38 protein-coding genes and 2 tRNA genes are annotated in these 23,887 nt (G+C 57.3%); 6 read left to right on the top strand and 34 right to left on the bottom strand.

Annotation, left to right across the window (positions count from 1 at the left end):
- The first annotated feature begins 9 nt into the window (after positions 1 to 9).
- From IEX57_RS20160 to IEX57_RS20150, 3 genes are all read left to right on the top strand, one after another.
- Positions 10 to 948: an alpha-E domain-containing protein gene (locus IEX57_RS20160; protein WP_229709149.1), complete on the top strand. Its 939-nt coding sequence runs from the start codon at positions 10 to 12 to the stop codon at positions 946 to 948.
- Positions 949 to 958: 10 nt separating this feature from the next.
- Positions 959 to 1,798: a transglutaminase family protein gene (locus IEX57_RS20155; protein WP_188706944.1), complete on the top strand. Its 840-nt coding sequence runs from the start codon at positions 959 to 961 to the stop codon at positions 1,796 to 1,798.
- Positions 1,799 to 1,911: 113 nt separating this feature from the next.
- The gene (locus IEX57_RS20150) at positions 1,912 to 2,658 is read left to right on the top strand and encodes a proteasome-type protease (RefSeq protein ID WP_188706942.1); all 747 of its coding nucleotides are present in this window, start codon (positions 1,912 to 1,914) and stop codon (positions 2,656 to 2,658) included.
- Between the two features lie 10 nt (positions 2,659 to 2,668).
- Here the strand turns inward: IEX57_RS20150 and IEX57_RS20145 are convergent, their stop codons facing one another.
- Positions 2,669 to 3,418: an alpha/beta hydrolase gene (locus IEX57_RS20145; RefSeq protein ID WP_188706940.1), complete on the bottom strand. Its 750-nt coding sequence runs from the start codon at positions 3,416 to 3,418 to the stop codon at positions 2,669 to 2,671.
- Between the two features lie 124 nt (positions 3,419 to 3,542).
- Between IEX57_RS20145 and prmB the strand changes: the two genes are divergently transcribed.
- Positions 3,543 to 4,451 carry a 50S ribosomal protein L3 N(5)-glutamine methyltransferase gene (gene prmB / locus IEX57_RS20140; protein WP_188706938.1) on the top strand — a complete coding sequence of 303 codons (909 nt, stop codon included), beginning with the start codon at positions 3,543 to 3,545 and terminating at the stop codon, positions 4,449 to 4,451.
- Here prmB and IEX57_RS20135 read toward each other — a convergent pair.
- The 4 genes from IEX57_RS20135 to IEX57_RS20120 form a co-directional block, all read right to left on the bottom strand.
- Positions 4,445 to 5,251, bottom strand: a complete 807-nt coding sequence (locus IEX57_RS20135) for a class II glutamine amidotransferase (RefSeq protein ID WP_188706937.1) — start codon at positions 5,249 to 5,251, stop codon at positions 4,445 to 4,447. The two genes, prmB and IEX57_RS20135, sit on opposite strands and share 7 nt — an antisense overlap.
- Before the next feature lie 202 nt (positions 5,252 to 5,453).
- Entirely contained in the window at positions 5,454 to 6,236 is a 783-nt protein-coding gene (gene fabI, locus IEX57_RS20130) for an enoyl-ACP reductase FabI (RefSeq protein ID WP_188706935.1), read from the bottom strand.
- A 100-nt stretch (positions 6,237 to 6,336) separates the two neighbouring features.
- Positions 6,337 to 7,350, bottom strand: coding sequence for a CAF17-like 4Fe-4S cluster assembly/insertion protein YgfZ (gene ygfZ / locus IEX57_RS20125; RefSeq protein ID WP_188706933.1), 1,014 nt, complete (start codon positions 7,348 to 7,350; stop codon positions 6,337 to 6,339).
- 112 nt (positions 7,351 to 7,462) lie between these two features.
- Complete coding sequence (locus IEX57_RS20120) at positions 7,463 to 8,692, bottom strand: hypothetical protein (protein WP_188706931.1); 1,230 nt, start codon at positions 8,690 to 8,692, stop codon at positions 7,463 to 7,465.
- Positions 8,693 to 8,850: 158 nt separating this feature from the next.
- On the opposite strand from IEX57_RS20120, the gene IEX57_RS20115 reads away from it, so the two are divergent.
- Both IEX57_RS20115 and IEX57_RS20110 read left to right on the top strand, forming a co-directional pair.
- Positions 8,851 to 8,926, top strand: a tRNA-Asn gene (locus tag IEX57_RS20115).
- A 451-nt stretch (positions 8,927 to 9,377) separates the two neighbouring features.
- Positions 9,378 to 9,453: transfer RNA gene (locus IEX57_RS20110), tRNA-Asn, on the top strand.
- Between the two features lie 266 nt (positions 9,454 to 9,719).
- Here IEX57_RS20110 and rplQ read toward each other — a convergent pair.
- The 29 genes from rplQ to IEX57_RS19965 form a co-directional block, all read right to left on the bottom strand.
- Positions 9,720 to 10,106 carry a 50S ribosomal protein L17 gene (rplQ, locus tag IEX57_RS20105; protein WP_184100393.1) on the bottom strand — a complete coding sequence of 129 codons (387 nt, stop codon included), beginning with the start codon at positions 10,104 to 10,106 and terminating at the stop codon, positions 9,720 to 9,722.
- Between the two features lie 25 nt (positions 10,107 to 10,131).
- Positions 10,132 to 11,115, bottom strand: a complete 984-nt coding sequence (locus IEX57_RS20100; protein ID WP_188706929.1) for a DNA-directed RNA polymerase subunit alpha — start codon at positions 11,113 to 11,115, stop codon at positions 10,132 to 10,134.
- Positions 11,116 to 11,151: 36 nt separating this feature from the next.
- Positions 11,152 to 11,772, bottom strand: a complete 621-nt coding sequence (gene rpsD / locus IEX57_RS20095; protein WP_188698165.1) for a 30S ribosomal protein S4 — start codon at positions 11,770 to 11,772, stop codon at positions 11,152 to 11,154.
- Positions 11,773 to 11,787: 15 nt separating this feature from the next.
- Positions 11,788 to 12,180 (bottom strand): 30S ribosomal protein S11, encoded by a 393-nt coding sequence (gene rpsK / locus IEX57_RS20090; protein WP_053939957.1) that lies wholly within the window; start codon positions 12,178 to 12,180, stop codon positions 11,788 to 11,790.
- A gap of 23 nt (positions 12,181 to 12,203) precedes the next feature.
- Positions 12,204 to 12,566, bottom strand: a complete 363-nt coding sequence (gene rpsM / locus IEX57_RS20085) for a 30S ribosomal protein S13 (RefSeq protein WP_188706927.1) — start codon at positions 12,564 to 12,566, stop codon at positions 12,204 to 12,206.
- 59 nt (positions 12,567 to 12,625) lie between these two features.
- Positions 12,626 to 12,739, bottom strand: a complete 114-nt coding sequence (gene rpmJ, locus IEX57_RS20080; protein WP_018748524.1) for a 50S ribosomal protein L36 — start codon at positions 12,737 to 12,739, stop codon at positions 12,626 to 12,628.
- A 278-nt stretch (positions 12,740 to 13,017) separates the two neighbouring features.
- On the bottom strand, positions 13,018 to 14,322 hold the full coding sequence (secY, locus tag IEX57_RS20075) for a preprotein translocase subunit SecY (RefSeq protein ID WP_188698169.1): 1,305 nt from the start codon (positions 14,320 to 14,322) through the stop codon (positions 13,018 to 13,020).
- A gap of 18 nt (positions 14,323 to 14,340) precedes the next feature.
- The gene (gene rplO / locus IEX57_RS20070; RefSeq protein ID WP_188707079.1) at positions 14,341 to 14,775 is read right to left on the bottom strand and encodes a 50S ribosomal protein L15; all 435 of its coding nucleotides are present in this window, start codon (positions 14,773 to 14,775) and stop codon (positions 14,341 to 14,343) included.
- 13 nt (positions 14,776 to 14,788) lie between these two features.
- Entirely contained in the window at positions 14,789 to 14,974 is a 186-nt protein-coding gene (gene rpmD, locus IEX57_RS20065) for a 50S ribosomal protein L30 (protein WP_188698171.1), read from the bottom strand.
- Complete coding sequence (rpsE, locus tag IEX57_RS20060) at positions 14,971 to 15,486, bottom strand: 30S ribosomal protein S5 (protein ID WP_188698174.1); 516 nt, start codon at positions 15,484 to 15,486, stop codon at positions 14,971 to 14,973. Before rpsE ends, rpmD begins: the two co-directional genes overlap by 4 nt.
- A gap of 19 nt (positions 15,487 to 15,505) precedes the next feature.
- Entirely contained in the window at positions 15,506 to 15,859 is a 354-nt protein-coding gene (gene rplR, locus IEX57_RS20055) for a 50S ribosomal protein L18 (protein WP_188706925.1), read from the bottom strand.
- Between the two features lie 13 nt (positions 15,860 to 15,872).
- A complete protein-coding gene (rplF, locus tag IEX57_RS20050; RefSeq protein ID WP_188698180.1) occupies positions 15,873 to 16,406 on the bottom strand; it encodes a 50S ribosomal protein L6 in 534 nt (177 codons plus the stop codon).
- 12 nt (positions 16,407 to 16,418) lie between these two features.
- Positions 16,419 to 16,811 carry a 30S ribosomal protein S8 gene (gene rpsH, locus IEX57_RS20045; RefSeq protein ID WP_188706923.1) on the bottom strand — a complete coding sequence of 131 codons (393 nt, stop codon included), beginning with the start codon at positions 16,809 to 16,811 and terminating at the stop codon, positions 16,419 to 16,421.
- 19 nt (positions 16,812 to 16,830) lie between these two features.
- On the bottom strand, positions 16,831 to 17,136 hold the full coding sequence (rpsN, locus tag IEX57_RS20040) for a 30S ribosomal protein S14 (RefSeq protein WP_188706921.1): 306 nt from the start codon (positions 17,134 to 17,136) through the stop codon (positions 16,831 to 16,833).
- A 10-nt stretch (positions 17,137 to 17,146) separates the two neighbouring features.
- The gene (gene rplE / locus IEX57_RS20035) at positions 17,147 to 17,689 is read right to left on the bottom strand and encodes a 50S ribosomal protein L5 (protein ID WP_188698188.1); all 543 of its coding nucleotides are present in this window, start codon (positions 17,687 to 17,689) and stop codon (positions 17,147 to 17,149) included.
- An 11-nt stretch (positions 17,690 to 17,700) separates the two neighbouring features.
- Positions 17,701 to 18,021: a 50S ribosomal protein L24 gene (rplX, locus tag IEX57_RS20030; protein ID WP_188706919.1), complete on the bottom strand. Its 321-nt coding sequence runs from the start codon at positions 18,019 to 18,021 to the stop codon at positions 17,701 to 17,703.
- Between the two features lie 12 nt (positions 18,022 to 18,033).
- Positions 18,034 to 18,402 (bottom strand): 50S ribosomal protein L14, encoded by a 369-nt coding sequence (gene rplN / locus IEX57_RS20025; protein WP_184100434.1) that lies wholly within the window; start codon positions 18,400 to 18,402, stop codon positions 18,034 to 18,036.
- Positions 18,403 to 18,638: 236 nt separating this feature from the next.
- A complete protein-coding gene (gene rpsQ / locus IEX57_RS20020; protein ID WP_188706917.1) occupies positions 18,639 to 18,902 on the bottom strand; it encodes a 30S ribosomal protein S17 in 264 nt (87 codons plus the stop codon).
- 1 nt (position 18,903) lies between these two features.
- The gene (gene rpmC, locus IEX57_RS20015; protein ID WP_188707077.1) at positions 18,904 to 19,092 is read right to left on the bottom strand and encodes a 50S ribosomal protein L29; all 189 of its coding nucleotides are present in this window, start codon (positions 19,090 to 19,092) and stop codon (positions 18,904 to 18,906) included.
- Positions 19,092 to 19,508, bottom strand: a complete 417-nt coding sequence (gene rplP, locus IEX57_RS20010) for a 50S ribosomal protein L16 (RefSeq protein ID WP_184100438.1) — start codon at positions 19,506 to 19,508, stop codon at positions 19,092 to 19,094. Before rplP ends, rpmC begins: the two co-directional genes overlap by 1 nt.
- Entirely contained in the window at positions 19,492 to 20,196 is a 705-nt protein-coding gene (rpsC, locus tag IEX57_RS20005) for a 30S ribosomal protein S3 (protein WP_184100440.1), read from the bottom strand. Before rpsC ends, rplP begins: the two co-directional genes overlap by 17 nt.
- A gap of 9 nt (positions 20,197 to 20,205) precedes the next feature.
- Positions 20,206 to 20,535 (bottom strand): 50S ribosomal protein L22, encoded by a 330-nt coding sequence (rplV, locus tag IEX57_RS20000; protein ID WP_184100442.1) that lies wholly within the window; start codon positions 20,533 to 20,535, stop codon positions 20,206 to 20,208.
- A gap of 9 nt (positions 20,536 to 20,544) precedes the next feature.
- Positions 20,545 to 20,820: a 30S ribosomal protein S19 gene (rpsS, locus tag IEX57_RS19995; RefSeq protein WP_184100444.1), complete on the bottom strand. Its 276-nt coding sequence runs from the start codon at positions 20,818 to 20,820 to the stop codon at positions 20,545 to 20,547.
- Positions 20,821 to 20,826: 6 nt separating this feature from the next.
- A complete protein-coding gene (rplB, locus tag IEX57_RS19990) occupies positions 20,827 to 21,660 on the bottom strand; it encodes a 50S ribosomal protein L2 (RefSeq protein WP_188698201.1) in 834 nt (277 codons plus the stop codon).
- A gap of 12 nt (positions 21,661 to 21,672) precedes the next feature.
- Complete coding sequence (gene rplW, locus IEX57_RS19985) at positions 21,673 to 21,978, bottom strand: 50S ribosomal protein L23 (protein ID WP_184100448.1); 306 nt, start codon at positions 21,976 to 21,978, stop codon at positions 21,673 to 21,675.
- Entirely contained in the window at positions 21,975 to 22,595 is a 621-nt protein-coding gene (gene rplD, locus IEX57_RS19980) for a 50S ribosomal protein L4 (protein WP_188706915.1), read from the bottom strand. Before rplD ends, rplW begins: the two co-directional genes overlap by 4 nt.
- On the bottom strand, positions 22,595 to 23,239 hold the full coding sequence (gene rplC / locus IEX57_RS19975) for a 50S ribosomal protein L3 (RefSeq protein WP_188706913.1): 645 nt from the start codon (positions 23,237 to 23,239) through the stop codon (positions 22,595 to 22,597). Before rplC ends, rplD begins: the two co-directional genes overlap by 1 nt.
- A gap of 199 nt (positions 23,240 to 23,438) precedes the next feature.
- Positions 23,439 to 23,750, bottom strand: coding sequence for a 30S ribosomal protein S10 (gene rpsJ, locus IEX57_RS19970; protein WP_184100454.1), 312 nt, complete (start codon positions 23,748 to 23,750; stop codon positions 23,439 to 23,441).
- Positions 23,751 to 23,760: 10 nt separating this feature from the next.
- A partial coding sequence (locus IEX57_RS19965) for an EF-Tu C-terminal domain-related protein (protein WP_505965937.1) occupies positions 23,761 to 23,887 on the bottom strand: 127 nt, incomplete at its 5' end.

Raw genomic sequence — 23,887 nt, 5'->3', positions numbered from 1 at the left:
TTGATAATCATGATGCTCAGCCGCACTGCCGATCATTTGTACTGGATGTCCCGTTACCTTGAGCGTGCTGAAAACCTGGCGCGCTTGCTGGATGTGAGCTTCAGTCTTTCGCTGTTGCCCCAATCGCAAGGCGCCCGTGCGGAAATGCGCGCGCCGCTGGTGATTACCGAAACGCTGGACCGTTTCTCTGCCCGGTATCCCAAACTCACGGCCGAAGCGCTGTTGCAGTTCATGGCGCTGGATCGGGACAACCCGGCCAGTATCATCAGCTGCATCCGCCATGCGCGCGAAAATGCCCATGCAGTGCGCGGCAAGATCACCGTGGAAATGTGGGAGAACATCAACGCCACCTGGCTGGAGGCCAAAACGTTTGAGGCCAACGGCATTGCCAATGTCGGGGATTTTTTTGACTGGGTGAAGGCCCGCTCGCACGTGTTCCGCGGCATTGCCTACGGCACCATCCTGCGTGGCGATGCCTACAGTTTCATCCGGCTTGGCACCTTTATTGAACGCGCCGACAACACCGCGCGCCTGCTGGATGTCAAAGCCAGCCTGATTGCCCAGGCCAACAAAGACAACCCGCAAGACGCGCAGGACTACTACGCGTGGAGTTCGCTGTTGCGGGCATTGTCGGCGTATGAGGCCTATGTGGAGATGTACCGCGAAGGCGTCGAGATGCGCTCGGTCACCGAGTTGCTGGTGCTCTCGCCACGGCTACCCCGCTCGCTGTGCGCCTGCCTTGATGCCATCTGCAAGATCGTGGCGCAAATCGAGGGCGACAATGGTCGGCTGGTACAGCGGGAAGCGCATCTTTTGCTGAACGATCTGCGCTTTACAGAAGTCGATGAAATACTGGAGCACGGTTTGCACGAATACCTCAGCGAATGCCTGGTAGAGATCAACGCGCTGGGCAACACCATTGACGAGGCCTACCTGCGGGTGGCCTGACGGAATCGGCATGCATCTGGAAATCCATCACGAAACCGTTTACCGCTACGACACGCCCGTCTCGCATAGCGTGCAATTGCTGCGCCTGTCGCCACGCCGCGATCCGGACCAGACCACCTTGCACTGGCAGCTGGAAATCCCCGGCCCGACGGATCTGACCATCGACGCCTACGGCAACGAGCAGCATGTGCTGACGCTGGATCAGCCGGTGAACGAGATCCGCATTGTGGCGCAAGGCGTGGTGGAGACGCGCCCGCCGGTGCCGCAGCGTGATGTCATCCCGCCGCTGGTGTTTCGGCAGCCGACATCGCTGACCACCGCCGATGACGCCATCAAGACCTTCGCCCACAACTACCAGCGGCTGATCGAAAAACACGGTCGCCAGGGGTTGATGGACTTGATGGCCGATCTGCTGGACCGCATGCCCTATACGCCAGGCCAGACCGACGCCAGCACGCCGGCACAAGAGTCTTTCGCCCGCCGTCTGGGCGTGTGCCAGGACCATGCGCATGTGTTCATTGCGGTGTGCCGTTATCTGGGGGTGCCGGCGCGCTATGTCAGCGGCTATCTGTATACCGAGAACGACCATCACGTCGCCAGCCATGCCTGGGTGGAAGCGCTGACCGATGGCGCCTGGCATGCCTTTGACGTGAGCAATGCGTGTATTCCGGATGAGCGTTACGTGCGGCTGGCGATCGGGCTGGATTACCTGGATGCCTGCCCGGTACGCGGGCTGCGGCGCGGTGGTGGTGCAGAGACCATGGTCAGTCATGCCCGCGTGCGCTCCATCCTGCATTTTCAGCAGCACCAGCAACAGCAACAGCAACAGCAACAGCAACAACAGCAGTAACCGGGCCGCCGCGGCCGTCACACTGGCGCAACAGACCACCTGAACGCTTTGCCTGTGCCGGCCATGCGGCGCAGTACAATAATGATTCGCCCCAGCCAATAACGAGCCGGTCCATGACTTACTGTGTTGCCATGCGCCTGAAAGACGGGCTGCTGTTTGCCTCTGACTCCCGCACCAATGCCGGGGTCGATCACATTGCCACGTTCCGCAAAATGCATGTGTTCGAAGTGCCGGGCGAGCGCACCATCATCATTCTCACCGCCGGCAATCTGGCCACCACCCAAAGCGTAGTGAACCTGCTGCAGGCGCGCACGCAGCAAGAACTGCATCATCTGCTGAACGTGAACTCCTTGTACGAAGCGGCCATTCTGGTGGGCGAAACCGCGCGTGAAGTGGTCAGTCGCGACAGCCAGGGCTCGGGTAATGTCAGCATGTCGCAGGGCGTGGATTTTGGCGGGTCGTTCATTGTCGGCGGGCAGATTCGCGGCGAAGCGCCGCGCCTGTTCAACGTTTACCCGCAATGCAATTTCATTGAGGCCTCGGAAGACACGCCGTATTTCCAGATTGGCGAATCCAAATACGGCAAGCCGATCCTGGACCGCGTGATCCAGTACGACACGCCACTGGAACAAGCGCTCAAATGCATGCTGATCTCGTTCGATTCGACCATCCGCAGTAATTTGTCAGTGGGCCTGCCCATTGATGTACTGCGCTGCAAGACCGACGCGTTTGCCAGGGTCAAACCGTACCGCATTGAAGAAAACAACGCTTGGTTCAACCGCACGCGCAAAGCGTGGAGCACCGGTTTGCGCAAGGTATTCGGCCAGATCCCGGAGGCCGACTGGTTCGACCAGTTGTAATGCGCCGCGCTTATTCGCGGCCTTTCTGGATGATCCACTCTGCCACGGTCTGCGCCATCTCCCGCCGGTGCGCCCCAAAGCACAGGCCGTGATCGGCCTCTGGCATCAGCACAAAACGGCCACCCGCCGCCATCGCCGCTTGCTGCCCGACTTCCGGTTTGACCACGATATCTTTGCCACCGTGAATCACCATGACCGAAGCATGAGCGTGGGTCAGCGTGGCATTCAGATCAAACGCCAGCGCCTCTGCCACCAGCGCCGGGCTGATCTCCAGCCCGATAAAGTCGGCGCTGCCGTTATCCAGCCGGGGCGAATGGGCCATCACTTCTTGCAGGTATTGCCCCACGGTGCCGGCCGGCGCCAGCAGCACAAGGCTGGCCAGATCACCGCGCCGGGCGCCGACACTGGCCGCCGCCAGCGCCCCCATGCTGTAGCCGAATACATGCCAGCGCAGGCCCGGGTATCGCTCCGCCAGCTCATCAAGCAACACGTCGGTCTGCATGATCTGGTCGGCAATCGACAGATCGGCAAAGTGACCGGTGCTTTCGCCGCAGCCGGCAAAATCAAAGCGAAATACCGTCAGCCCCTGCGCAGCCAGATACCGGCCCAGCTCCACAAACAGATAAGCAAACTCGATGCGTGATCCGGTAAAGCCATGCAGTAGCAAGACCGCGTCGCCCGTGACGCCGGCCTCTGGCAGATGCGCCGAGCCCGCCAGCACCTGATTACGGTAGTTCACGCTCAAACTGATCTGGGCCATGGCCGCTCCTTGAAAACGACGACATTACGCCAGGATAGCTATGACGTGGTGTGCCGGCATTGTGCAGTCGTCGGGCTTGACGAGCCTGCTACACTAGAGGCATTCCGCCTATCGAGTACCTTCAATGTACGATCTTGCCCGCTCCCAGCTTGTTACCGTGCGCGATTGCCTGCGCTTTGCCGTCTCGCGGTTCAAGGATGCCAACCTGTTTTACGGTCACGGTACCGACAACGCCTATGACGAAGCCGCGTGGCTGATCCTGTCGATGCTGGGCCTGCCGCTGGACCGGCTGGACCCGTTTCTGGATGCGCGCCTGTTGCCGCAAGAACTGGACAAAGTGGTCGAGGCCATCCGCCAGCGCGCCGAAGACCACATCCCGACTGCGTACCTGACGCATGAAGCCTGGCTGGGCGAGTACAAGTTCTATGTGGATCAGCGCACCATCGTACCGCGCTCGTTCATTGCCGAAATCCTGCGCGATGGCGCGCTGGAACCGTGGATCGAGCATCCGGAACTGATTCACCGCGCGCTGGACCTGTGTACCGGTTCGGGTTGCCTGGCAATCCTGGTGGCGGATCATTTCCCGGATGCTGAAGTCGATGCGATTGATCTCTCGCCCGATGCGCTGGATGTGGCTGAAATCAACGTCGCCCAATACAACCTGGGCGAACGCATTCACCTGATCGACTCTGACCTGTTTGCCGAAGTCGAAGGCGAAACCTACGATCTGATCGTCTCCAACCCACCCTACGTCGATGCGCCGTCCATGGACGAGTTGCCGCAGGAATACCGCCACGAGCCGGAAATGGCACTGGGCAGCGGCGAGGACGGCCTTGATATCACCCGCAAGATCATTGAATCGGCCACCACCTATCTGAACGAGATGGGCGTGCTGATGGTGGAAATCGGCCACAACCGCGACGTGCTGGAAGCGGCCTACCCCACGCTGCCGTTTGTGTGGATGGATACCACCAGCGGTGACGGCTTTGTGTTCTTGCTGACCCGCGAGATGCTGGTCGAAGCCGGTTACTGACCCGCGCCGGCCACGGCGACTTCTTCGGACACGGGCAACTGATGCGGTTGCCCATCAATAAACATCAGCAAGTCGCCGCTATTCATGCGCACCCAGCATTCGTTGTCCGTCAACGGCTGGGTGGCGATCACCGCCACCATGTCCTTGGGGCCGGTGTAATGGGCAAAGTCCACCGAGACATCGGTATCTGACAGATGCGCCGTCGCAAAGGGGGCGCAACGCACAATGTAGTGCAGGTCTGTCGCGCAGCGGGCAAACAGCGCCGTGCCATCCGACATCAGAAAATTGAAGGTGCCGTGACCGGCCAGGCGCTCGGCCAGTTCGGCCAGCGCGGCGTGCAGCACCGGCAGCGGCGGTTTGTCGACAAACCGCAGTGCCAGTTCATTCATGATCCAGCAAAACGCGTATTCACTGTCTGTCGTGCCCACGGGCCGGAAGCGGGAGCTACCCAGCGGCGGCAACCCCGTGAGGTTGCCGTTGTGCGCAAACAGCCAGTAGCGGCCCCATAACTCGCGTTTGAACGGATGGGTATTGGCCAGCGACACCACGCCTTGCGTGGCCTTGCGGATATGCGCAACCACATTGGTGCTTTTGATCGGATACCGGTACACCAGCTCCGCCAGCGGCGACAAGGCAGAGGGCTGGTGATCCAGGAACATGCGGCAGCCGTCATCCTCGAAGAACGCGATCCCCCAGCCATCCGAGTGGTGATCAGTTACGCCACCACGCTGGCGGAATCCTTCGAAGGAAAAAACGATATCGGTAGGCACATTGCAGTTCATGCCCAATAACTGGCACATGGCATCACTTCTCTGAAACAACTCAAGCAGTCTTCATTATGCGGTTGTCACGGGCGCAGTGGAACCCTGAATCGCGACCGAATGTACACACGTGTTGCAATAGTGCCTTGAGTGGCAAGCAAAAATCCCGGCTGAGGCAATCACGCAACAAAAAAGCCCGGCAGGTGCCGGGCTTTTTGCGACTACGTGTAATGGCAACCGGTCAGTCGCCCAGGGCGCCTGCCCCGATGCTGAAACCGCAATCCACGTAGAGGATTTCACCCGTCATGCCGGACGACAGATCCGACATCAGGAATGCGGCAACATTGCCGACTTCCAGCTGGGTGACGTTGCGCTTGAGCGGCGTTGCATCAGCAGCGCGCTTGAGCAGCGAACCGAAATCCTTGATCCCGGATGCGGCCAGGGTCTTGATCGGACCGGCCGAAATACCGTTCACGCGAATGCCGCGTTCGCCCATGGCTGCCGCCATGTAACGCACGTTGGCTTCCAGCGATGCCTTGGCCAGACCCATTACGTTGTAATTGGGGATGGCACGCTCTGCACCCAGGTAAGACAGCGTGATCAGTGCGGCGTTATCGGCCAGCAGCGGACGCGCAGCCTTGGCCATGGCGGCAAAGCTATAGGAGCTGATGTCGTGCGCAATCTTGAAATTGTCACGCGTCACGGCGTCCAGGTAATTGCCCTTGAGCGCTTCACGCGGCGCAAAGCCAATGGAGTGCACCAGACCGTCCAGCTTGTCCCAGTGCTTGCCCAGTTCTACGAACAGGGCTTCGATTTGTTCATCGCTGGCCACGTCACAGGGCAGTACCAGCGTGGAATCAAAGTCAGCAGCCAGATCTACCACGCGCTGCTTCAGATCTTCACTGACGTAGGTAAATGCCAGTTCGGCGCCTTCGCGCTTGGCAGCTTCTGCGATGCCATAAGCGATCGAGCGATCAGACAGCAACCCGCTGATCAGGATTTTTTTGCCGGCCAGAAAACCCATTCTTTAACCCTTGTCATTTCATTCAGTCGCGCGATTATAGACGAAACCGCAGCGGCCGTGCTTTTCACACGACAGGGACAGCCAGATGGCCGGCCAGAGGTCAGGCCACCGCGTAGGGCAGATCAAGCACCTGGGCCTGCGGGCCAGTCACCGCGCCCAGATGCAGGCCGTGCTCCAGCGAGCTGGTCTGCACCACCACAAGGGCCTCGCTCGCGCCCTTGCCCACCGGCGCCGCCAGCATGACCTTGCCGGAGGCCTGGCCATTCATTTCCGGGCTGAATACGTCTTGCCCGGCAACGACATCAGCATTGACGTGCACGCGGTACATGCGGCGCTTGAGTTTGCCCAGGTATTGCGTGCGCGCCACAATTTCCTGGCCCGGGTAGCAACCCTTGTTGAAGCTGACCGCGCCAATCAGTTCCATATTGGCCATCTGCGCAACAAACTCTTCTTGCGTGCTGGCGGTAATCCACGGGATCCCTGCACGGACATCCGACAACCGCCAAGCGGGCTCGCCAACTGGCGTCGCACCGGCCTGCTGCAATGCCTGCCATACCTTTGCGGCCTGGTCCGCGACGACAGCCAGCTCAAACCGGCCATGCGGCAACGCCAGCACCACACCGTCAGACCAGGCATGATGCGTAAAATCAGCCGCAGGCGCGTCCCCGGCCACCGCTTTGACAACCGCAGCGGCATTGGCGCCCGCCACGCCAATCAGCGCGATGTCGGCAGAGGCATCGTCTGCTTTGGTCTTGCTGCGCAAAACAAACATCGAGAGCCGCTTCTGGATGGCTGCCTGCAAATCACGCGGGATCTGCAGCAGATAATCATCACCCATGCGGAAAATCAGGAAGCTGGCCAGCATGCGCCCTTTGGGCGTGGAGTAGCTGGAGTACTGCGCCAGGCCGTTTTCCAGCTGGCGGACATCACTGGAAAGCTGCCCTTGCAGGAATGCGCCGGTTTCTTCACCCCTGAAACGGATCAGCCCAAACTGGCTGAGCGGTGAAATCACGGTACCGTTCGCCAGTACGTCGGCCTCATTCGTGGCCCCCGCAAAGGAACGCACCACACCGTTTTCGATCTCGGCACCCGGCAATGCATCTACCCAGCTCATGCTTTTACTCTCTTGTTCATCGGTTAACCTGAACCAGCAAAATGGGGGTGGCTCAGCGGATTTGCAACTGCAATCCGATAAACCACCCCCATGAATCTACGCCTGAACGCGCTTACTGTGCAGCCGAAGCCGCCGGCTCCACGACATGCTGGTCGTTCTGCTGCACCTGGGTTGCCGCATCCAGCGGATCATCATGGCCGGCCCGGCGTGCGCCAGAAGAACTGAACGCCGGCGTATCAAGCAAGCCGCCAATACGTACCGTGCTTGCCGCCAGAATACCACTGCTGGCCAGACGGGACTGCGCAACCCCCTGCAGCTTGCCACCACGCGTGACATGCAACTGGCCGGAGGCGGTGAACTTGCCGCTATCGAGCTTCACGTCAGTGATATCCACGTGGTCGGGCTGAACTGCCACCTTGGCCGTGAAGTTATCGAAGGCGGTACGCCCACCCCGTGCATACACCACAGGCGCGCTGGATTTGAGCGGCGCCACCAGATCAAAGTTATGCAGATAGCCATCACGCACATGCAGGTCTGCCAGCACAGCAGGCTTGTCGAACAGATGCGTCCAGCTATCGGCTTCGTAACTGAAGGTCGCATCCCCTTCCAGACGACCTGCAAGGTGGGTCGCCGGGCTGAACACCATCGACAGCGGTTCGGACTGCAGGCTACTGCCGTGCAGCGCGCCAGTCAGTTTCCAGCCATTGCTCCAGTCCAGTTGTGCAGTACCGGTCACGACACCGCTATACAACTCGCCCTGGATTTCAGAAATCTGCAGGCCGGTTTCGCCAATCACGCCTTTCAGTTGCAGCGAATCGAACACCACCGGGTAACCCAGCGGTACAGTCCAGTGGCGTGCCACAAACGTCGCGGCAAAATCCTTGCCCTGCGGCTGGATGTCCAGGTTCGACTGGCCTGCGGCATCGCTCACCGACAAACCGGCCAGATTGCCGGCGCTGTCAAAACGCAAAACGCCATCAACCGGGCCAAGTTCGTTGTTGCCCAGCAAAATGCTGGCGCGGCGCAGTTGCAGGTCATCAATATGCGCCAGGGTATCACCCGGACGCGGCCGCATGCGTTCAGACAATTTGGCCGCATAGGCCGGGCTGAAGCGCGCGCCTTCCGCACTGGCTTCACGAACACCCGTACCCCAGTGGGTCAGGTTGTAAAAGCTCAGCGGAACACGAATGAAATCGATATGCCCCACCGCCGGGTCGTTCTCCAGCGTGACGTCCTGTAGTACCAGCGCCGGGTTCGGTGTGTAGTCAAAGCGCAGCTGACGAATCTGCACCGGGCCATGCATCACCTGTTGCATCTTGGTGGTGATATCGGTCAGAAACATGTTCAGCGGCAAAATAACTGGCAGAGCTGCGACAATCGCAATCAAAATTACCAGCGAAATCAATAGTGTTTTTATTTTTTGCATGCGTTCCTCACGTTTTTCTTTATATACATATTGACAGGCACGGGGATCGTATCTATTATACGCAACTCACCGATTCCCCGATAGCTCAGTCGGTAGAGCAACGGACTGTTAATCCGTGTGTCCCTGGTTCGAGCCCAGGTCGGGGAGCCAGATACCAACGCCGTGAATCCTGCAAAGGTTCACGGCGTTTTTCATTTCATCGTGCGTGTATGCGATTGGCCAACTTGCGATTGCGTGCATCCGGAAAAACATCCTGGTTACGGTTCAGATTCCGGCAGCAGGATACCGCGTCCGGCCACGGCACAGCCATCGTGCATCGTCAGGCGGCGCCACCCCACCGCCGATTGGTACAGCCACCCATACCCACAGCCTGACAACGCCAGCGCCACGCAAAGCACCCATTACTGGCGCCATAATCAAATATCGTGAACACCCGCATTTCCGGCACCCTGGCAAATGCAATGATTTTCAGAATACATTAGCCGCGCAATTCTGCCTGGAATGCCAATCAGAAATACCCGAAATGCATTTGTGAAAATCAATTTGAAGTTACAGTTGAAAGACAGCGAATGATTAGTTAGAATACGCCCCTCTTACCGATTCCCCGATAGCTCAGTCGGTAGAGCAACGGACTGTTAATCCGTGTGTCCCTGGTTCGAGCCCAGGTCGGGGAGCCAAATTCCAGCGCCGTGAATCCTGCAAAGGTTCACGGCGTTTTTCATTGGTGCGCCCGACAGCAGCCCTTTGCCCTGCGCAATCCAGCCCAGCGCTTTCCTGCAGCACCACCCTCACCCGCCAGCACCCAATCAGATACCCTGCGCGCCATAAACAGCCACAGACACCCAAAACACCCAAAACGCCCAAAACACCACGCTGTAACGAGCAGGCAAAAGAAAAGGCCAACCCGAAGGTTGGCCTTTTCAATTAGCTGGCAATCTTTCGATTATTCAGCTTCAACCACTTCTGCATCTTCCGGACGGTCCACCAGTTCAACCAGTGCCATCGGGGCGTTGTCGCCCTGACGGAAACCGTACTTCAGAATACGGAGGTAACCACCGTTACGGGCAGCGTAGCGCGGGCCCAGAACGTCGAACAGCTTCACCACGATCTCGCGGTCGCGAGTGCGGTTGAAAGCCAGACGGCGGTTGGCCAGGCTCGGTGCCTTACCCAGGGTGATCAGCGGCTCGGCAACGCGACGCAGCTCTTTCGCCTTGGGCAGTGTGGTCTTGATAACTTCATGACGCAGCAGCGCATTCGCCAGGTTGCGCAGCAGCGCCTGACGGTGAGCCGACGTGCGGTTCAGTTTACGATTGGCAAGACGGTGACGCATTTGTCAATTCCTTTCCGTTGGCCGCTCAGGGCTTTTCCAAGCCGACTGGAGGCCAGTTTTCGAGGCGCATGCCCAGGCTCAAGCCCTTGGACGCCAGCACTTCCTTGATTTCATTCAAGGACTTGCGACCAAGATTCGGCGCCTTCAACAATTCTGTCTCAGTACGCTGGATCAGGTCCCCGATGTAATAAATATTCTCAGCTTTCAGGCAGTTCGCCGAACGCACGGTCAGTTCCAGATCATCCACCGGACGCAGCAAGATCGGATCGATCTGCGGCGCAGCCGGCTTCTCTTCTTCAACCGGAGTACCTTCCAGATCCGCAAACACGGACAGCTGGTCAACCAGAATACGGGCAGCCTGACGGACTGCGTCTTCCGGTGTCAGTACACCATTGGTTTCGATGTCGAGAATCAGGCGATCCAGGTCGGTACGCTGTTCAACACGCGCACTTTCAACCGCATAACTGACGCGACGAATCGGGCTAAACGAGGCATCAAGCTGAATCGTGCCGATAGTGCGGTTCTCATCACGACCCAGACGTGCCGGGGCGGGCTGATAACCACGGCCCTTTTCCACCTTGATTTCCATGTTCAGCTTGCCGCCAGCCGAGAGGTGCGCAATCACGTGACCGGGATTAACCACTTCCACGTCATGCGGCACCTGAATATCGGCAGCAGTAACCAGACCTTCGCCGTCTTTGGACAGCGTGAGCGTCACGGCCTCACGACCGTGCAGCTTCAGCACCACGCCCTTCAGATTCAGAAGGATATCGACCACGTCTTCCTGCACGCCATCCAGCGCGGAGTATTCATGGACGATACCTTCGATCTTGACTTCGGTCGGCGCGTAGCCCGGCATCGAAGACAGCAGGATGCGGCGCAGGGCGTTACCGAGCGTATGGCCATAACCGCGCTCGAACGGCTCCATGACCACGCGCGCCTGCGCGCTGGATTGGGCCTGCACGTCGATGATGCGCGGCTTGAGCAACTCATTAGCGAGGTTTTGCATATATCAGTATCCCTTAGCCTTTTCCGGTGCTGGTTATCACTTGGAGTAGTATTCGACGACCAGCGATTCATTGATATCGCTGGACAGGTCGGAACGCTCCGGCATGCTCTTGAAGACACCTTCCATCTTCTTCGAGTCAACCTGCACCCAACCCGGGAAACCGATGCCTTCGGCCAGCGCGAGTGCTTCAACAACACGCGCTTGCTTCTTGGCCTTTTCACGAACGCTGACAGCGTCGCCGGCTTTCACCTGGTAAGACGGGATATTGACAACTTCGCCGTTCACCACGATTGCTTTGTGAGAGACGAGCTGACGGGCTTCCGCGCGGGTCGAGGCGTAACCCATGCGATAAACCACGTTGTCCAGACGCGTTTCAAGGATCTGCAGCAGGTTTTCGCCTGTGGAGCCCTTCTTGCGGCTGGCTTGTTCAAAATAACGACGGAACTGACGTTCCAGCACGCCATAGATACGGCGAATCTTTTGCTTCTCGCGCAGGTGAACACCGTAGTCCGACAAACGCGGAGTCTTGGCGCCGTGCTGGCCTGGGGCTTGTTCCAGCTTGCACTTGCTATCGAGCGAGCGACGAGCGCTCTTCAGAAAAAGATCCGTACCTTCACGGCGTGCGAGTTTGCACTTGGGTCCGATATAACGAGCCATGATTTACTCCGGGAATTAGATACGACGCTTCTTGGGCGGACGGCAGCCGTTGTGCGGCACTGGTGTCACATCCGAGATGCTGGTGATCTTGAAACCCAGGGCATTGAGTGCGCGGACAGCGGACTCGCGACCCGGACCCGGACCCTTGATACGAACTTCAAGGTTCTTTACACCATATTCCTGGGCAACTTTACCAGCGTGCTCCGCAGCAACCTGTGCTGCAAAGGGTGTACTTTTCCGAGAGCCTTTAAAACCAGCACCGCCCGAGGTAGCCCAGGAGAGAGCATTCCCTTGGCGATCAGTGATGGTCACGATCGTGTTGTTGAAGGACGCATGAACATGCGCAATACCTTCAGACACGCTCTTTTTGACTTTCTTCCGTACACGCACTGTGTTTGCTTTAGCCATTACAAAATCCTTTAGTTACCAGCTTACTTCTTGCCGGCAATAGCCTTGCGCGGGCCCTTGCGGGTACGTGCATTGGTACGCGTGCGTTGGCCACGAACCGGAAGGCCCTTGCGGTGACGCAGACCACGATAGCAGCCAAGGTCCATCAGACGCTTGATGCTCATGGTTACTTCACGGCGCAGATCGCCCTCGACGGTGTACTTGCCTACTTCGTCGCGCAGTTTATCAAGTTCAGCTTCACTGAGATCCTTCACCTTCTTCGTCGGATCGATCGCAACGGCCGAGCATACCGAGTATGCGCGGGTGCGGCCGATACCGTAGATCGCTTGAAGGCCGATCACAGTATGCTGATGGTTAGGGATGTTAACCCCAGCAATACGGGCCATACTTCTTACCCCAGGTTAAAAAGTTGCAGATTATAACGCGAAAAGCCGATTGCCTCAAATCAGCCTTGGCGTTGCTTGTGCCGCGGGTCGGTGCAGATCACGCGCACAACACGGTTGCGGCGGATGATCTTGCAGTTGCGGCAGATTTTCTTGACCGATGCTTGAACTCTCATGGTCTGTCCTTTTCTTCAAAATGAAATTCCGGATCGCTTTTGATCCGGAATACGATGCAGTCCCTGTCAAAGAGGACGGATTATAGCCGTCTTTCTGGTCAATCAGGAAGATGACGATTTGTTAAAAACACCTCGTCGTTCCCTCAGGATTTTTTGACAGGACCCGCATGTCCTTGTCGGGATAACTCATCAGGCCGCCTCGCGGCATTTCAAGCACCCCATCCAGTAGTACCGGAGCGCATCTTTCGATCACGCTCCGGAACCGGTCTTTCTCAGGCTTAGCCCTTGAAGTTAGCCTTCTTGAGCAAGCTTTCGTACTGGTGCGACATCACATAGGACTGCATTTGAGCCATGAAGTCCATGGTTACCACCACCAGAATCAGCAGCGAAGTACCGCCGAAGTAGAACGGAACGTTCCACTTCAGAATCAGGAACTCCGGAATCAGACAGATAAAGGTGATGTACAACGCACCGATCAGAGTCAGTTTCAGGATCAGCTTTTCGATGTAGCGCGCGGTATGCTCGCCCGGACGATAGCCTGGGATCATTGCACCACTCTTCTTCAGGTTGTCCGCGGTTTCCTTTGGATTGAAAACCAGCGCCGTGTAGAAGTAGCAGAAGAAAATGATCGCAGCTGCGTACAGGATGACGTACAGCGGCTGACCCGGATGGAGCATGTCACCGATCGACTTCAGCCACGAGAACCGCTCACTGTTACCACTCCACGACAGAACCGTGGCCGGGAACAGGATGATCGACGAAGCAAAAATCGGCGGGATGACCCCAGCCATGTTGATCTTGAGCGGCAGGTGAGTGCTCTGGGCCTGCATGATGCGGTTGCCAACCTGACGCTTTGCGTAGTTGACAGGCACCTTGCGTTGACCACGTTCGACAAACACCACTGCTGCAGTCAGCAACACCACACCGACAAACAGGCCCAGCACCAACAAGATGGGCAGGGAACCCTGATTAGCCAATGCAAGCGTCTTGCCGATCGCAGCCGGTACGCCAGAAGCGATACCTGCACAGATCAGAATCGAAATACCGTTGCCAATGCCACGCTCAGTGATCTGTTCGCCCAGCCACATCAGGAACATCGTCCCGGTCACCAGCGTAATGATGGTGAGCGGAACGAACTGCACCGAGGGCAGAACCACCAGATTCGGCTGCTTCAGCAAGAGCGAAGCGATACCGAAGCTCTGGAAAGTGGCCAACAGGACCGTCGCATAACGCGTGTATTGCGTAATTTTGCGACGACCTGCTTCGCCTTCTTTCTTGAGCTGCTTGAGCTGAGGCAACACTTCCGCGGCCAACTGCAAAATGATGGACGCGGAAATGTAAGGCATGATCCCGATGGCGAACACGGTAAAGCGCGACAGCGCGCCCCCCGAGAACATGTTGAACATGTTCAAAAGGCCCGTTTGGGACGACTCGAACAACCGGGCCAGCTCGACCGGATTGATCCCGGGCACGGGGATGTGTGCACCGATACGGTACACAATCAACGCGCCCAGCATGAACCAGATCCGTTTCTTCAGATCCGCAAACTTGTTTGCGGAACCAGCCAGAGCGGGATTCGCCACGTTTTAGCCTCTCAGCAATTACTCAGCGATGCTGCCGCCAGCTGCTTCAATCGCAGCGCGGGCACCCTTGGTAGCAGCGATGCCTTTCAGCGTCACAGCCTTCTCGATCTTGCCAGCCAGAATAACCTTCACACGCAGGGTCAGGTTACCGACCAGACCAGCTTGCTTGAGGACGAGCAGATCGACCTCAGCAACCGGCAGGGCTTGCAGGTCGGACAGGCTGACTTCACCTGTACGGCCCTTGGCCAGCGAGACGAAGCCACGCTTGGGCAGGCGGCGTTGCAGCGGCATTTGACCGCCTTCAAAACCAACCTTGTGGAAGCCACCAGCGCGGGACTTCTGACCTTTGTGACCACGACCGGCAGTCTTGCCCAGACCCGAGCCAATGCCACGACCAACGCGACGCTTGGCGTGCTTGGCGCCGACACCCGGAGTGAGGGTATTCAGTTCCATAGTGTTAGCCATGTTAGCCCTCCACTTTCAGCAGGTAGCTGATCTTGTTGATCATGCCGCGGTTTTCCGGGGTATCGATCACTTCAGAGCTGCTGTTGAGCTTGCGCAGACCCAGACCACGGGCGCAGGCCTTGTGGCTTTCCAGGCGGCCGATCAGGCTCTTCACCAGCGTTACTTTTACTTTCTTGACGTCAGTCATTCCGCCACCCCAAGAATCTCTTCAACGGTCTTGCCGCGCTTGGCAGCAATATCCGAAGCGGTGTGCAGCTTGGACAGGCCGTCCAGCGTTGCGCGAACCAGGTTGTACGGGTTCGTGGAACCGTGGCACTTCGCAGTGATGTTGTGAACACCCATCACTTCGAACACAGCGCGCATCGGGCCGCCGGCGATAATACCGGTACCTTCGGATGCAGGTTGCATGAACACGGTAGTTGCACCGTGCTTGCCAACCACTGCGTGCGGAACGGTACCGTTCTTCAGCGGCGCCTTGAACATCTTGCGGCGTGCTTCGTCCAGACCCTTTTGCACAGCAACCGGCACTTCCTTGGACTTACCCTTGCCCATGCCGATGCCACCATCGCCATCACCAACTACGGTCAGTGCGGCGAAACCGAGAATACGACCACCCTTCACAACCTTGGTTACGCGGTTAACCGCAACCATCTTCTCACGAAGGCCGTCCGAGCGATCTTCCGATTCGTTTCTAGCCATTTGATAACTCCGAACTCAATTAGAAGACCAGACCGGCTTCGCGGGCAGCATCTGCCAGCGCTTTCACGCGGCCGTGGTATTTGAAACCGGAACGGTCAAATGCCACGTTTTCGATACCTGCAGCCTTGGCTTTTTCGGCAATGCGCTTACCGATCAGAACAGCAGCGTCAACGCTGGCGCCATTCTTGATCTCACCGCGACCTTCCTTTTCCAGGGAGGAAGCGGAAACCAGCACCTTGCCACCAGTTTCATCGATGATCTGGGCGTAGATGTGGCTGTTGGTACGGTGTACCGACAGGCGCACAGCCTTGAGCTCAGCAATCTTTGCACGGGTTTTACGTGCGCGGCGAACTCGAGTTTCTTTCTTGTCCATGATTCAGCCTCAATTACTTCTTCTTGGTTTCTTTCAGCGTCACCACTTCATCCGAGTAACGCACGCCCTTGCCCTTGTAGGGTTCCGGAGCGCGGTAAGCGCGGATTTCAGCAGCAACCTGACCAAGAACTTGCTTGTCGGCGCCCTTGAGGACGATTTCGGTTTGCGACGGGGTTTCAACCTTCACACCAGCCGGCATCTTGTGCGCGACCGGGTGAGAGAAGCCCAGCGTCAGATTCAGCAAATCGCCTTGAGCTTGAGCACGGTAGCCCACGCCTACCAGGGTCAGCTTGCGCTCGAAGCCCTTGGAAACGCCAACAACCATGTTGTTTACCAGCGCGCGGATGGTACCGGACATAGCGCGTGCATCTTTGCTTTCGCCATTGGCGGCAAACACGACGCTGTTGTCTTCGACCTTGACCGACACATTGCCAGTCAGCGGCTGAACCAGGGTGCCGTTCGGACCCTTGATTGCGATCTCGTTGGCAGTGAGCTTGACTTCAACGCCCGACGGGATAGCGACCGGATTTTTTGCTACGCGAGACATGAATTCACCTCATCAAGCAACGAAGCACAGAAGCTCGCCACCAACACCGTTGGCACGCGCTTTGCGATCGGTCATCACACCCTTGGACGTGGAAACGATTGCCACGCCAAGACCATTCATTACCTGCGGGATGCTGTCGGAACCCTTGTACACGCGCAGACCAGGCTTCGAAACGCGTTCGATGCGTTCGATAACCGGGCGGCCGGCGTAGTACTTCAGTTCAATCGTCAGTTCACGCTTTACATCGCCGGCGACGCTGAACGATTCAACGTAACCTTCGTCTTTCAGTACCTGAGCGATAGCCACCTTCAGCTTGGAAGACGGCATGGTTACCGACGCCTTGTCCGCACGCTGAGCGTTACGGATGCGGGTCAGCATATCGGCGATAGGATCATGCATTGCCATATTTCTTCTCCTGTCCCGATTACCAGCTTGCCTTGGTCATGCCGGGGATTTCACCCTTCATGGCCAATTCACGCAGTTTGTTACGAGCCAGACCGAACTTGCGGAAAGTACCGCGAGGACGACCGGTCAGAGCGCAACGATTACGCACGCGGGACGGGCTGGCGTTGCGGGGCAGTTGCTGGAACTTCAGACGCGCTGCAAAGCGGTCTTCTTCGGACGCGTTCTGGTCGTTGACGATCGCGAGCAGCTGAGCGCGCTTGGTTGCGAACTTGGCAACGGTAGCGCGGCGCTTTTCCTCACGATTGATCAATGAGAGTTTTGCCATGGTGTTCGCCTCAATTCTTGAACGGGAACTTGAAGGCGGCCAGCAGCGCGCGCGCTTCATCATCGGTCTTCGCGGTGGTGGTGATGGTAATGTTCATACCACGCAGCGCGTCGATCTTGTCGTACTCGATTTCCGGGAAAATGATCTGTTCCTTGACGCCCATGTTGTAGTTACCACGGCCATCAAAGGACTTGCCATTCACGCCACGGAAGTCGCGAACGCGCGGAAGCGCAACCGACACCAGACGATCCAGGAATTCGTACATGCGTTCACGGCGCAGGGTTACCTTGCAGCCGATCGGGTAGCCGTCACGGATCTTGAAGCCAGCGATGGACTTCTTGGCCTTGGTCACGACGGCCTTCTGGCCAGTAATCGCTTCCATATCGCCAACAGCGTGTTCCATCACTTTCTTGTCAGCAACCGCTTCGCCAACACCCATGTTGACGGTGATCTTTTCGATCCGCGGCACTTCCATGATCGACTTGTAACCGAACTGTTCAACCAGTTGCGGCACAACTTTTTCTTTGTAGAAATCTTGCAGACGGGCAGTCATTGTCTATCTCCTTAAGCGCCAACAACTTCGCCGTTGGACTTGAAGAAGCGAACCTTCTTGCCGTCTTCCAGCACCTTGAAGCCAACGCGATCGGCCTTGCCGGTGGTCGCGTTAAAAATGGCAACGTTGGACACGTGGATAGAAGCGTTCATTTCGACAATCCCACCTTGCTGACCGCGCATCGGGTTCGGCTTCTGGTGTTTCTTCACCACGGCCACGCCTTCAACAACAATGCGGTCTTCATTGGGGATTACACGCAGCACAACACCGCGCTTGCCCTTATCCTTACCGGTGATGACGATGACTTCGTCACCTTTGCGAATCTTGTTCATGCAGCCTTCTCCTTACAGCACTTCGGGCGCGAGCGACACGATCTTCATGAAGCGCTCGGTACGCAGTTCACGCGTAACCGGCCCAAAGATACGGGTACCGATCGGTTCCAGTTTGGCGTTAAGGAGGACAGCGGCATTGCCGTCGAACTTGATGAGCGAGCCATCAGCACGACGAACGCCCTTGGCAGTGCGAACCACCACGGCGTTGTAAACATCGCCCTTCTTGACGCGACCACGCGGTGCAGCGTCTTTGATGCTGACCTTGATGATGTCGCCAACGGATGCATAGCGACGTTTGGAGCCGCCCAACACCTTGATGCACATTACGGAACGCGCACCGGTATTGTCTGCAACCTCCAGCATGGATTGCATTTGAATCATTGGAAAAAAACCTCCAACTTAACCCGCAACACTTCGACAAGTCGAAGCAAGCGCTCGACGAATGCCGAGCATATCGCGGCCAGTTTTGGACCCCGTTCGGGGAAAACGATGCAACTTCGCGAGAGAAACCCCCGTTCGGTTGCAACATGGAAAAACGGGCATTGTACACAACGTACAATGCCCGCGCAACCACTTGAGATGATTTAAATTTCCTGGCGGACCAGGAAACTTTCACATCAAACGATACGTGCCTTCTCAACCAGCGTAGTTACCACCCAGGCCTTGGTCTTCGAGAGGGGACGACCCTCTTCGATAACGACCAGATCACCTTCGTGGTACTGATTGGTTTCATCGTGTGCGTGGTACTTCTTGGAGCGACGTACAACCTTGCCGTAGAGCGGGTGTTTCACCAGATGCTCAACCAGCACGGTCACGGTCTTGTCCATCTTGTCGCTTACAACGCGACCAGTCAGCGTGCGCTTCAGTTTCGCTTCGGACATGTTAAGCCGCCTTTTGTGCCAGGATGGTACGAACGCGCGCAATATCCTTGCGCACACGATTGATCTCGCTGGTCTTGGCGAGTTGGCCCGTGGCGTGCTGCATACGCAGACTGAATTGCGCTTTCAGCAACGCAGTCAGTTCACTCTTCAGCTCGCCCTCGGTTTTTTGACGAAGTTCAGCAGCTTTCATCATTGCCCCACTTGACGAGAGACGAAGGACACTGCGAACGGCAGCTTGGCCGAAGCCAGGCGGAACGCTTCGCGAGCGATTTCCTCAGCGACGCCATCCAGTTCGTAGAGCACTTTGCCCGGTTGAATTTCAGCAACCCAGTATTCCGGGCTACCCTTACCGTTACCCATACGCACTTCAGCCGGCTTGGTCGAGATCGGTTTATCCGGGAACACACGGATCCAAACGCGACCGCCACGCTTGATGTAGCGGGTAATGGCACGACGGGCGGACTCGATCTGACGCGCGGTCAGACGGCCACGACCCATAGCCTTCAGGCCAAAGGTACCGAAAGCAACGCTGTTACCGCGAGTAGCGATACCGGTGTTACGGCCCTTCTGAACCTTGCGGTATTTCAGTCTAGTTGGCTGCAGCATTGCGAGGCCCCTTACGTTCACGCTTGCGGGTTTCTACCGGTTCTTGTGCTGCCTTTTCGCCAGGCTTCACTTCACCCTTGTAGACCCAAACCTTGATACCGATGATGCCGTAAGTGGTCTGCGCTTCCGAAGTCGCGTAGTCAATGTCGGCACGCAGGGTATGCAAAGGCACGCGGCCTTCGCGATACCATTCGGTACGCGCAATTTCGATACCATTCAGACGACCGGACGACATGATCTTGATGCCCTGGGCACCCAGACGCATGGCGTTTTGCATCGCGCGCTTCATGGCACGACGGAACATCACACGCTTTTCGAGTTGCGAAGCGATGCTGTCGGCGATGATTTGTGCGTCGATTTCCGGCTTGCGGACTTCTTCGATGTTCACGTGAACCGGCACTTTCAGGATACCCTGCAGTTGGCTCTTCAGAACTTCGATGTCCTCGCCTTTCTTGCCGATCACAACACCCGGACGAGCCGTGTGAATGGTGATCTTGGCGTTCTTGGCCGGGCGTTCGATAACCACGCGGCTAACAGAAGCGTTAGCCAGCTTCTTCTTCAGGAATGCGCGGACTTCAACATCTTCCGTCAGCATCTTGCTGAAGTTACGGCTGTTGGCGTACCAGCGCGAAGCCCAGTTTTTGGTTACAGCCAGACGGAAACCCGTCGGGTGGATTTTCTGACCCATTTTCGCTCCTTAGTCGCCAACAGTCAGCGTGATGTGGCAGGTTTGCTTCTCGATGCGGTTGCCGCGGCCCTTGGCACGAGCAGCAAAACGCTTGAGAGACGGACCCTTGTCCACATAGATCGTAGCGACCTTGAGAGAGTCGATATCGGCGCCTTCGTTGTGCTCGGCGTTGGCGATAGCAGACTCCAGCACTTTCTTGATCAGCACTGCACCCTTTTTCGGGCTGAAAGCCAGGATGTTCAGTGCTTGCTCAACCGGCTTGCCACGCACGAGGTCAGCGACAAGACGAGCCTTCTGGGCGGAGAGACGAGCATTGCTCAGTACAGCGGATACTTGCATGTCATCACCTTAGCGCTTGGCTTTTTTGTCGGCGGCATGACCTTTGAAAGTCCGGGTGAGTGCGAACTCGCCCAGCTTGTGGCCAACCATGTTTTCGTTCACGTATACCGGAACGTGCTGCTTGCCGTTGTGCACGGCGATCGTCAGACCGACGAAATCAGGCAGCACGGTCGAGCGACGCGACCAGGTCTTGATCGGGCGCTTGTCGTTCGAGTTGCGCGCAGCCTCAACCTTTTTGATGAGGTGCAGGTCAACGAACGGGCCCTTCTTGATAGAACGTGCCATGTTCAATTACCCCTTGTTCGCAGGACGGCGACGTACGCGCATGTTGTCCGTACGCTTGTTGTTACGGGTACGGTAGCCCTTGGTCGGCTGGCCCCACGGGCTAACCGGCACACGACCTTCACCAGTACGACCTTCACCACCACCGTGCGGGTGGTCGATCGGGTTCATGGCAGTACCACGAACGGTCGGGCGAATACCCAACCAGCGCTTGGCACCAGCCTTGCCGTAAGAACGCAGGCTATGCTCTTCGTTACCGACTTCACCCAGGGTAGCGCGGCAGTCAACGTGAACCTTGCGGATTTCACCCGAACGCAGACGCAGCTGAGCGTAGATGCCTTCGCGAGCCAGCAGCTGAACGCTAACGCCAGCAGAGCGAGCCAGTTGGGCGCCCTTGCCAGGTTGCAGTTCAACGCAGTGAATCGTCGAACCCACCGGAATGTTGCGGATCGGCAGTGCATTACCAGCCTTGATCGGGGCTTCAGCGCCCGATACCAGCACGGCGCCGGCCTTCACGCCCTTCGGGGCGATGATGTAGCGACGTTCGCCATCGGCGTAGCACAGCAGCGCGATGTTCGCGGTGCGGTTCGGATCGTATTCCAGACGCTCAACAGTCGCCGGGATACCATCCTTGTTACGCTTGAAGTCGATGATACGGTAGTGCTGCTTGTGGCCACCGCCCTTGTGACGGGTCGTGATCACACCGCGGTTGTTACGACCGGCGGTTTTGGATTGCGATTCCAGCAGCGGTGCGTACGGGGCACCCTTGTGCAGGTCAGGGTTAACAACCTTGACAACTGCGCGGCGACCGGCGGACGTCGGTTTTACTTTTACCAATGCCATTTCTCAGTCTCCTTATTGCGCAGCCGCGAGGTCAATTTCCTGGCCCGGAGCAAGGCTGATATAAGCCTTTTTCCAGCTGGCGCGACGACCGGTGAAACGACCGTGGCGCTTGACCTTGCCGTGCACGTTCAGTACTTGAACGCTCTCAACCTTGACCTTGAACAGCAGCTCAACAGCAGCCTTGATCTCAGCCTTGGTCGCATCCGTGGAAACACGGAACACGATCTGCTCTGCCTTTTCGGCTACGAAGGTCGACTTTTCAGAAACGACCGGGGCACGCAGCACTTGCAGCAGGCGGTTTTCAGTAAATTGCGTCATGCGAACATCTCCTCGAAGGCGGCCAGCGCATCGCGGGTCAGCACAACCTTCTTGAAACGCACGAGGCTGACCGGATCGGCCTGCGACGGCTCCAGAACCAGCACATTCGGCAGGTTACGGGAAGCGAGGTACAGGTTTTCGTCCAGTTCCTTCGTGATGATCAGCGCGGAATCAAGCTTCAGAGCATCGAGCTTTTGCACGAAAGACTTGGTCTTCGGTGCGTCCAGCTTGATGTCGTCAACCACGACCAGACGATCTTCGCGAACCAGTTGCGACAGAATGGTCGCGATACCGGCGCGGTACATCTTGCGGTTAACTTTGTGGCTGAAGTTTTCGTCCGGGCTGTTCGGGAAAATACGACCACCACCACGCCACAGCGGCGAGGAAGTCATACCAGCACGAGCACGACCAGTGCCCTTTTGCTTGAACGGCTTCTTGGTGGAGTGATTTACCTGTTCGCGGTCTTTCTGAGCGCGATTGCCGCTACGGGCATTCGCGAAGTACGCGGTCACCAACTGGTGAACGAGCGCTTCATTGAATTCGCGACCAAACAGGGCATCGGAGCCGGCGACAGCAGCTTGTGCTTCGCCAATTGCATTAATGACTTTCAGTTCCATTACGCACCTGCCTTCACACTCGGGCGAACGACAACGTCATTGCCCTTGGAGCCCGGGACAGCGCCCTTGACCAACAGCAGTTGACGTTCAACGTCGATACGGACGACTTCCAGGTTCTGCACGGTACGCTTGACGTTACCCAGTTGACCGGCCATGCGCTTACCCGGGAAAACACGACCCGGATCTTGCGCCATACCGATGGAACCCGGCGAGTTGTGCGAACGCGAGTTACCGTGCGAAGCACGGTTGGAAGAGAAGTTGTGACGTTTAATGGCGCCGGCAAAGCCTTTACCCTGGCTGGTGCCAGAGACATCCACCATTTGACCAACAGCGAACAGTTCGACCGACAGCGAATCACCAGCCTTCAGATCAGACAGTTTGTCAGCAGCGATACGGAACTCAACGAGATCCAGACCTGCTTCAACGCCTGCTTTGGCAAAGTGACCGGCTTCAGCCTTGTTCACACGATTGGCCTTCTTTGCACCGAAAGTAACCTGAACGGCTGCGTAGCCATCAGTTTCCGGCGTCTTGACTTGCGTGACGCGATTGGCCGACATATCCAGCACAGTTACCGGGATGGACACGCCATCATCAGCAAAAATGCGGGTCATGCCGACTTTACGTCCGACGAGACCTAAGCTCATAGTTATTTCCTTTTCAGGGCCGATTTCGATTGACCGGCAAATAACCGTTAATTAAAAAAAACGAGCTTACCGCCATAAAAACGGTAAGCTCGCGATATTAGCACTAAATTTCCTGTCGTTGCAAGCACTTAGCGCGCATCGACCATCAATTTGTACTTTTGCCTTTCGGCGGCGGCACCTTCCGGCGCCGCCCTCTGCATTACTGCAGCTTGATTTCGACGTCCACGCCAGCCGGCAGATCCAGCTTCATCAGCGCGTCAACGGTCTTGTCGGTAGGATCGACAATGTCCATCAGGCGCAGATGAGTGCGGATTTCGAACTGGTCGCGGGAGGTCTTGTTCACGTGCGGCGAACGCAGAACGTCGAAACGTTCGATTTTCGTCGGCAGCGGAACCGGACCCTTGACAACGGCACCGGTACGCTTGGCAGTTTCGACGATTTCCTGAGCGGAACGGTCGATCAGCGCGTAGTCAAATGCCTTCAGACGGATGCGAATTTTCTGGTTTTGCATGATTTATGCCTTACTCAACGATCTTGGCAACAACGCCGGCGCCAACAGTACGGCCACCTTCACGGATGGCGAAGCGCAGACCTTGTTCCATGGCGATCGGGGCGATCAGGGCAACAGTGATGGTCACATTGTCGCCC

Source organism: Silvimonas iriomotensis (assembly GCF_014645535.1).
Lineage (GTDB): Bacteria > Pseudomonadota > Gammaproteobacteria > Burkholderiales > Chitinibacteraceae > Silvimonas > Silvimonas iriomotensis.
Note: the sequence above shows the minus strand (reverse complement) of the source record. Positions and strands in the feature narration are given on the sequence as shown.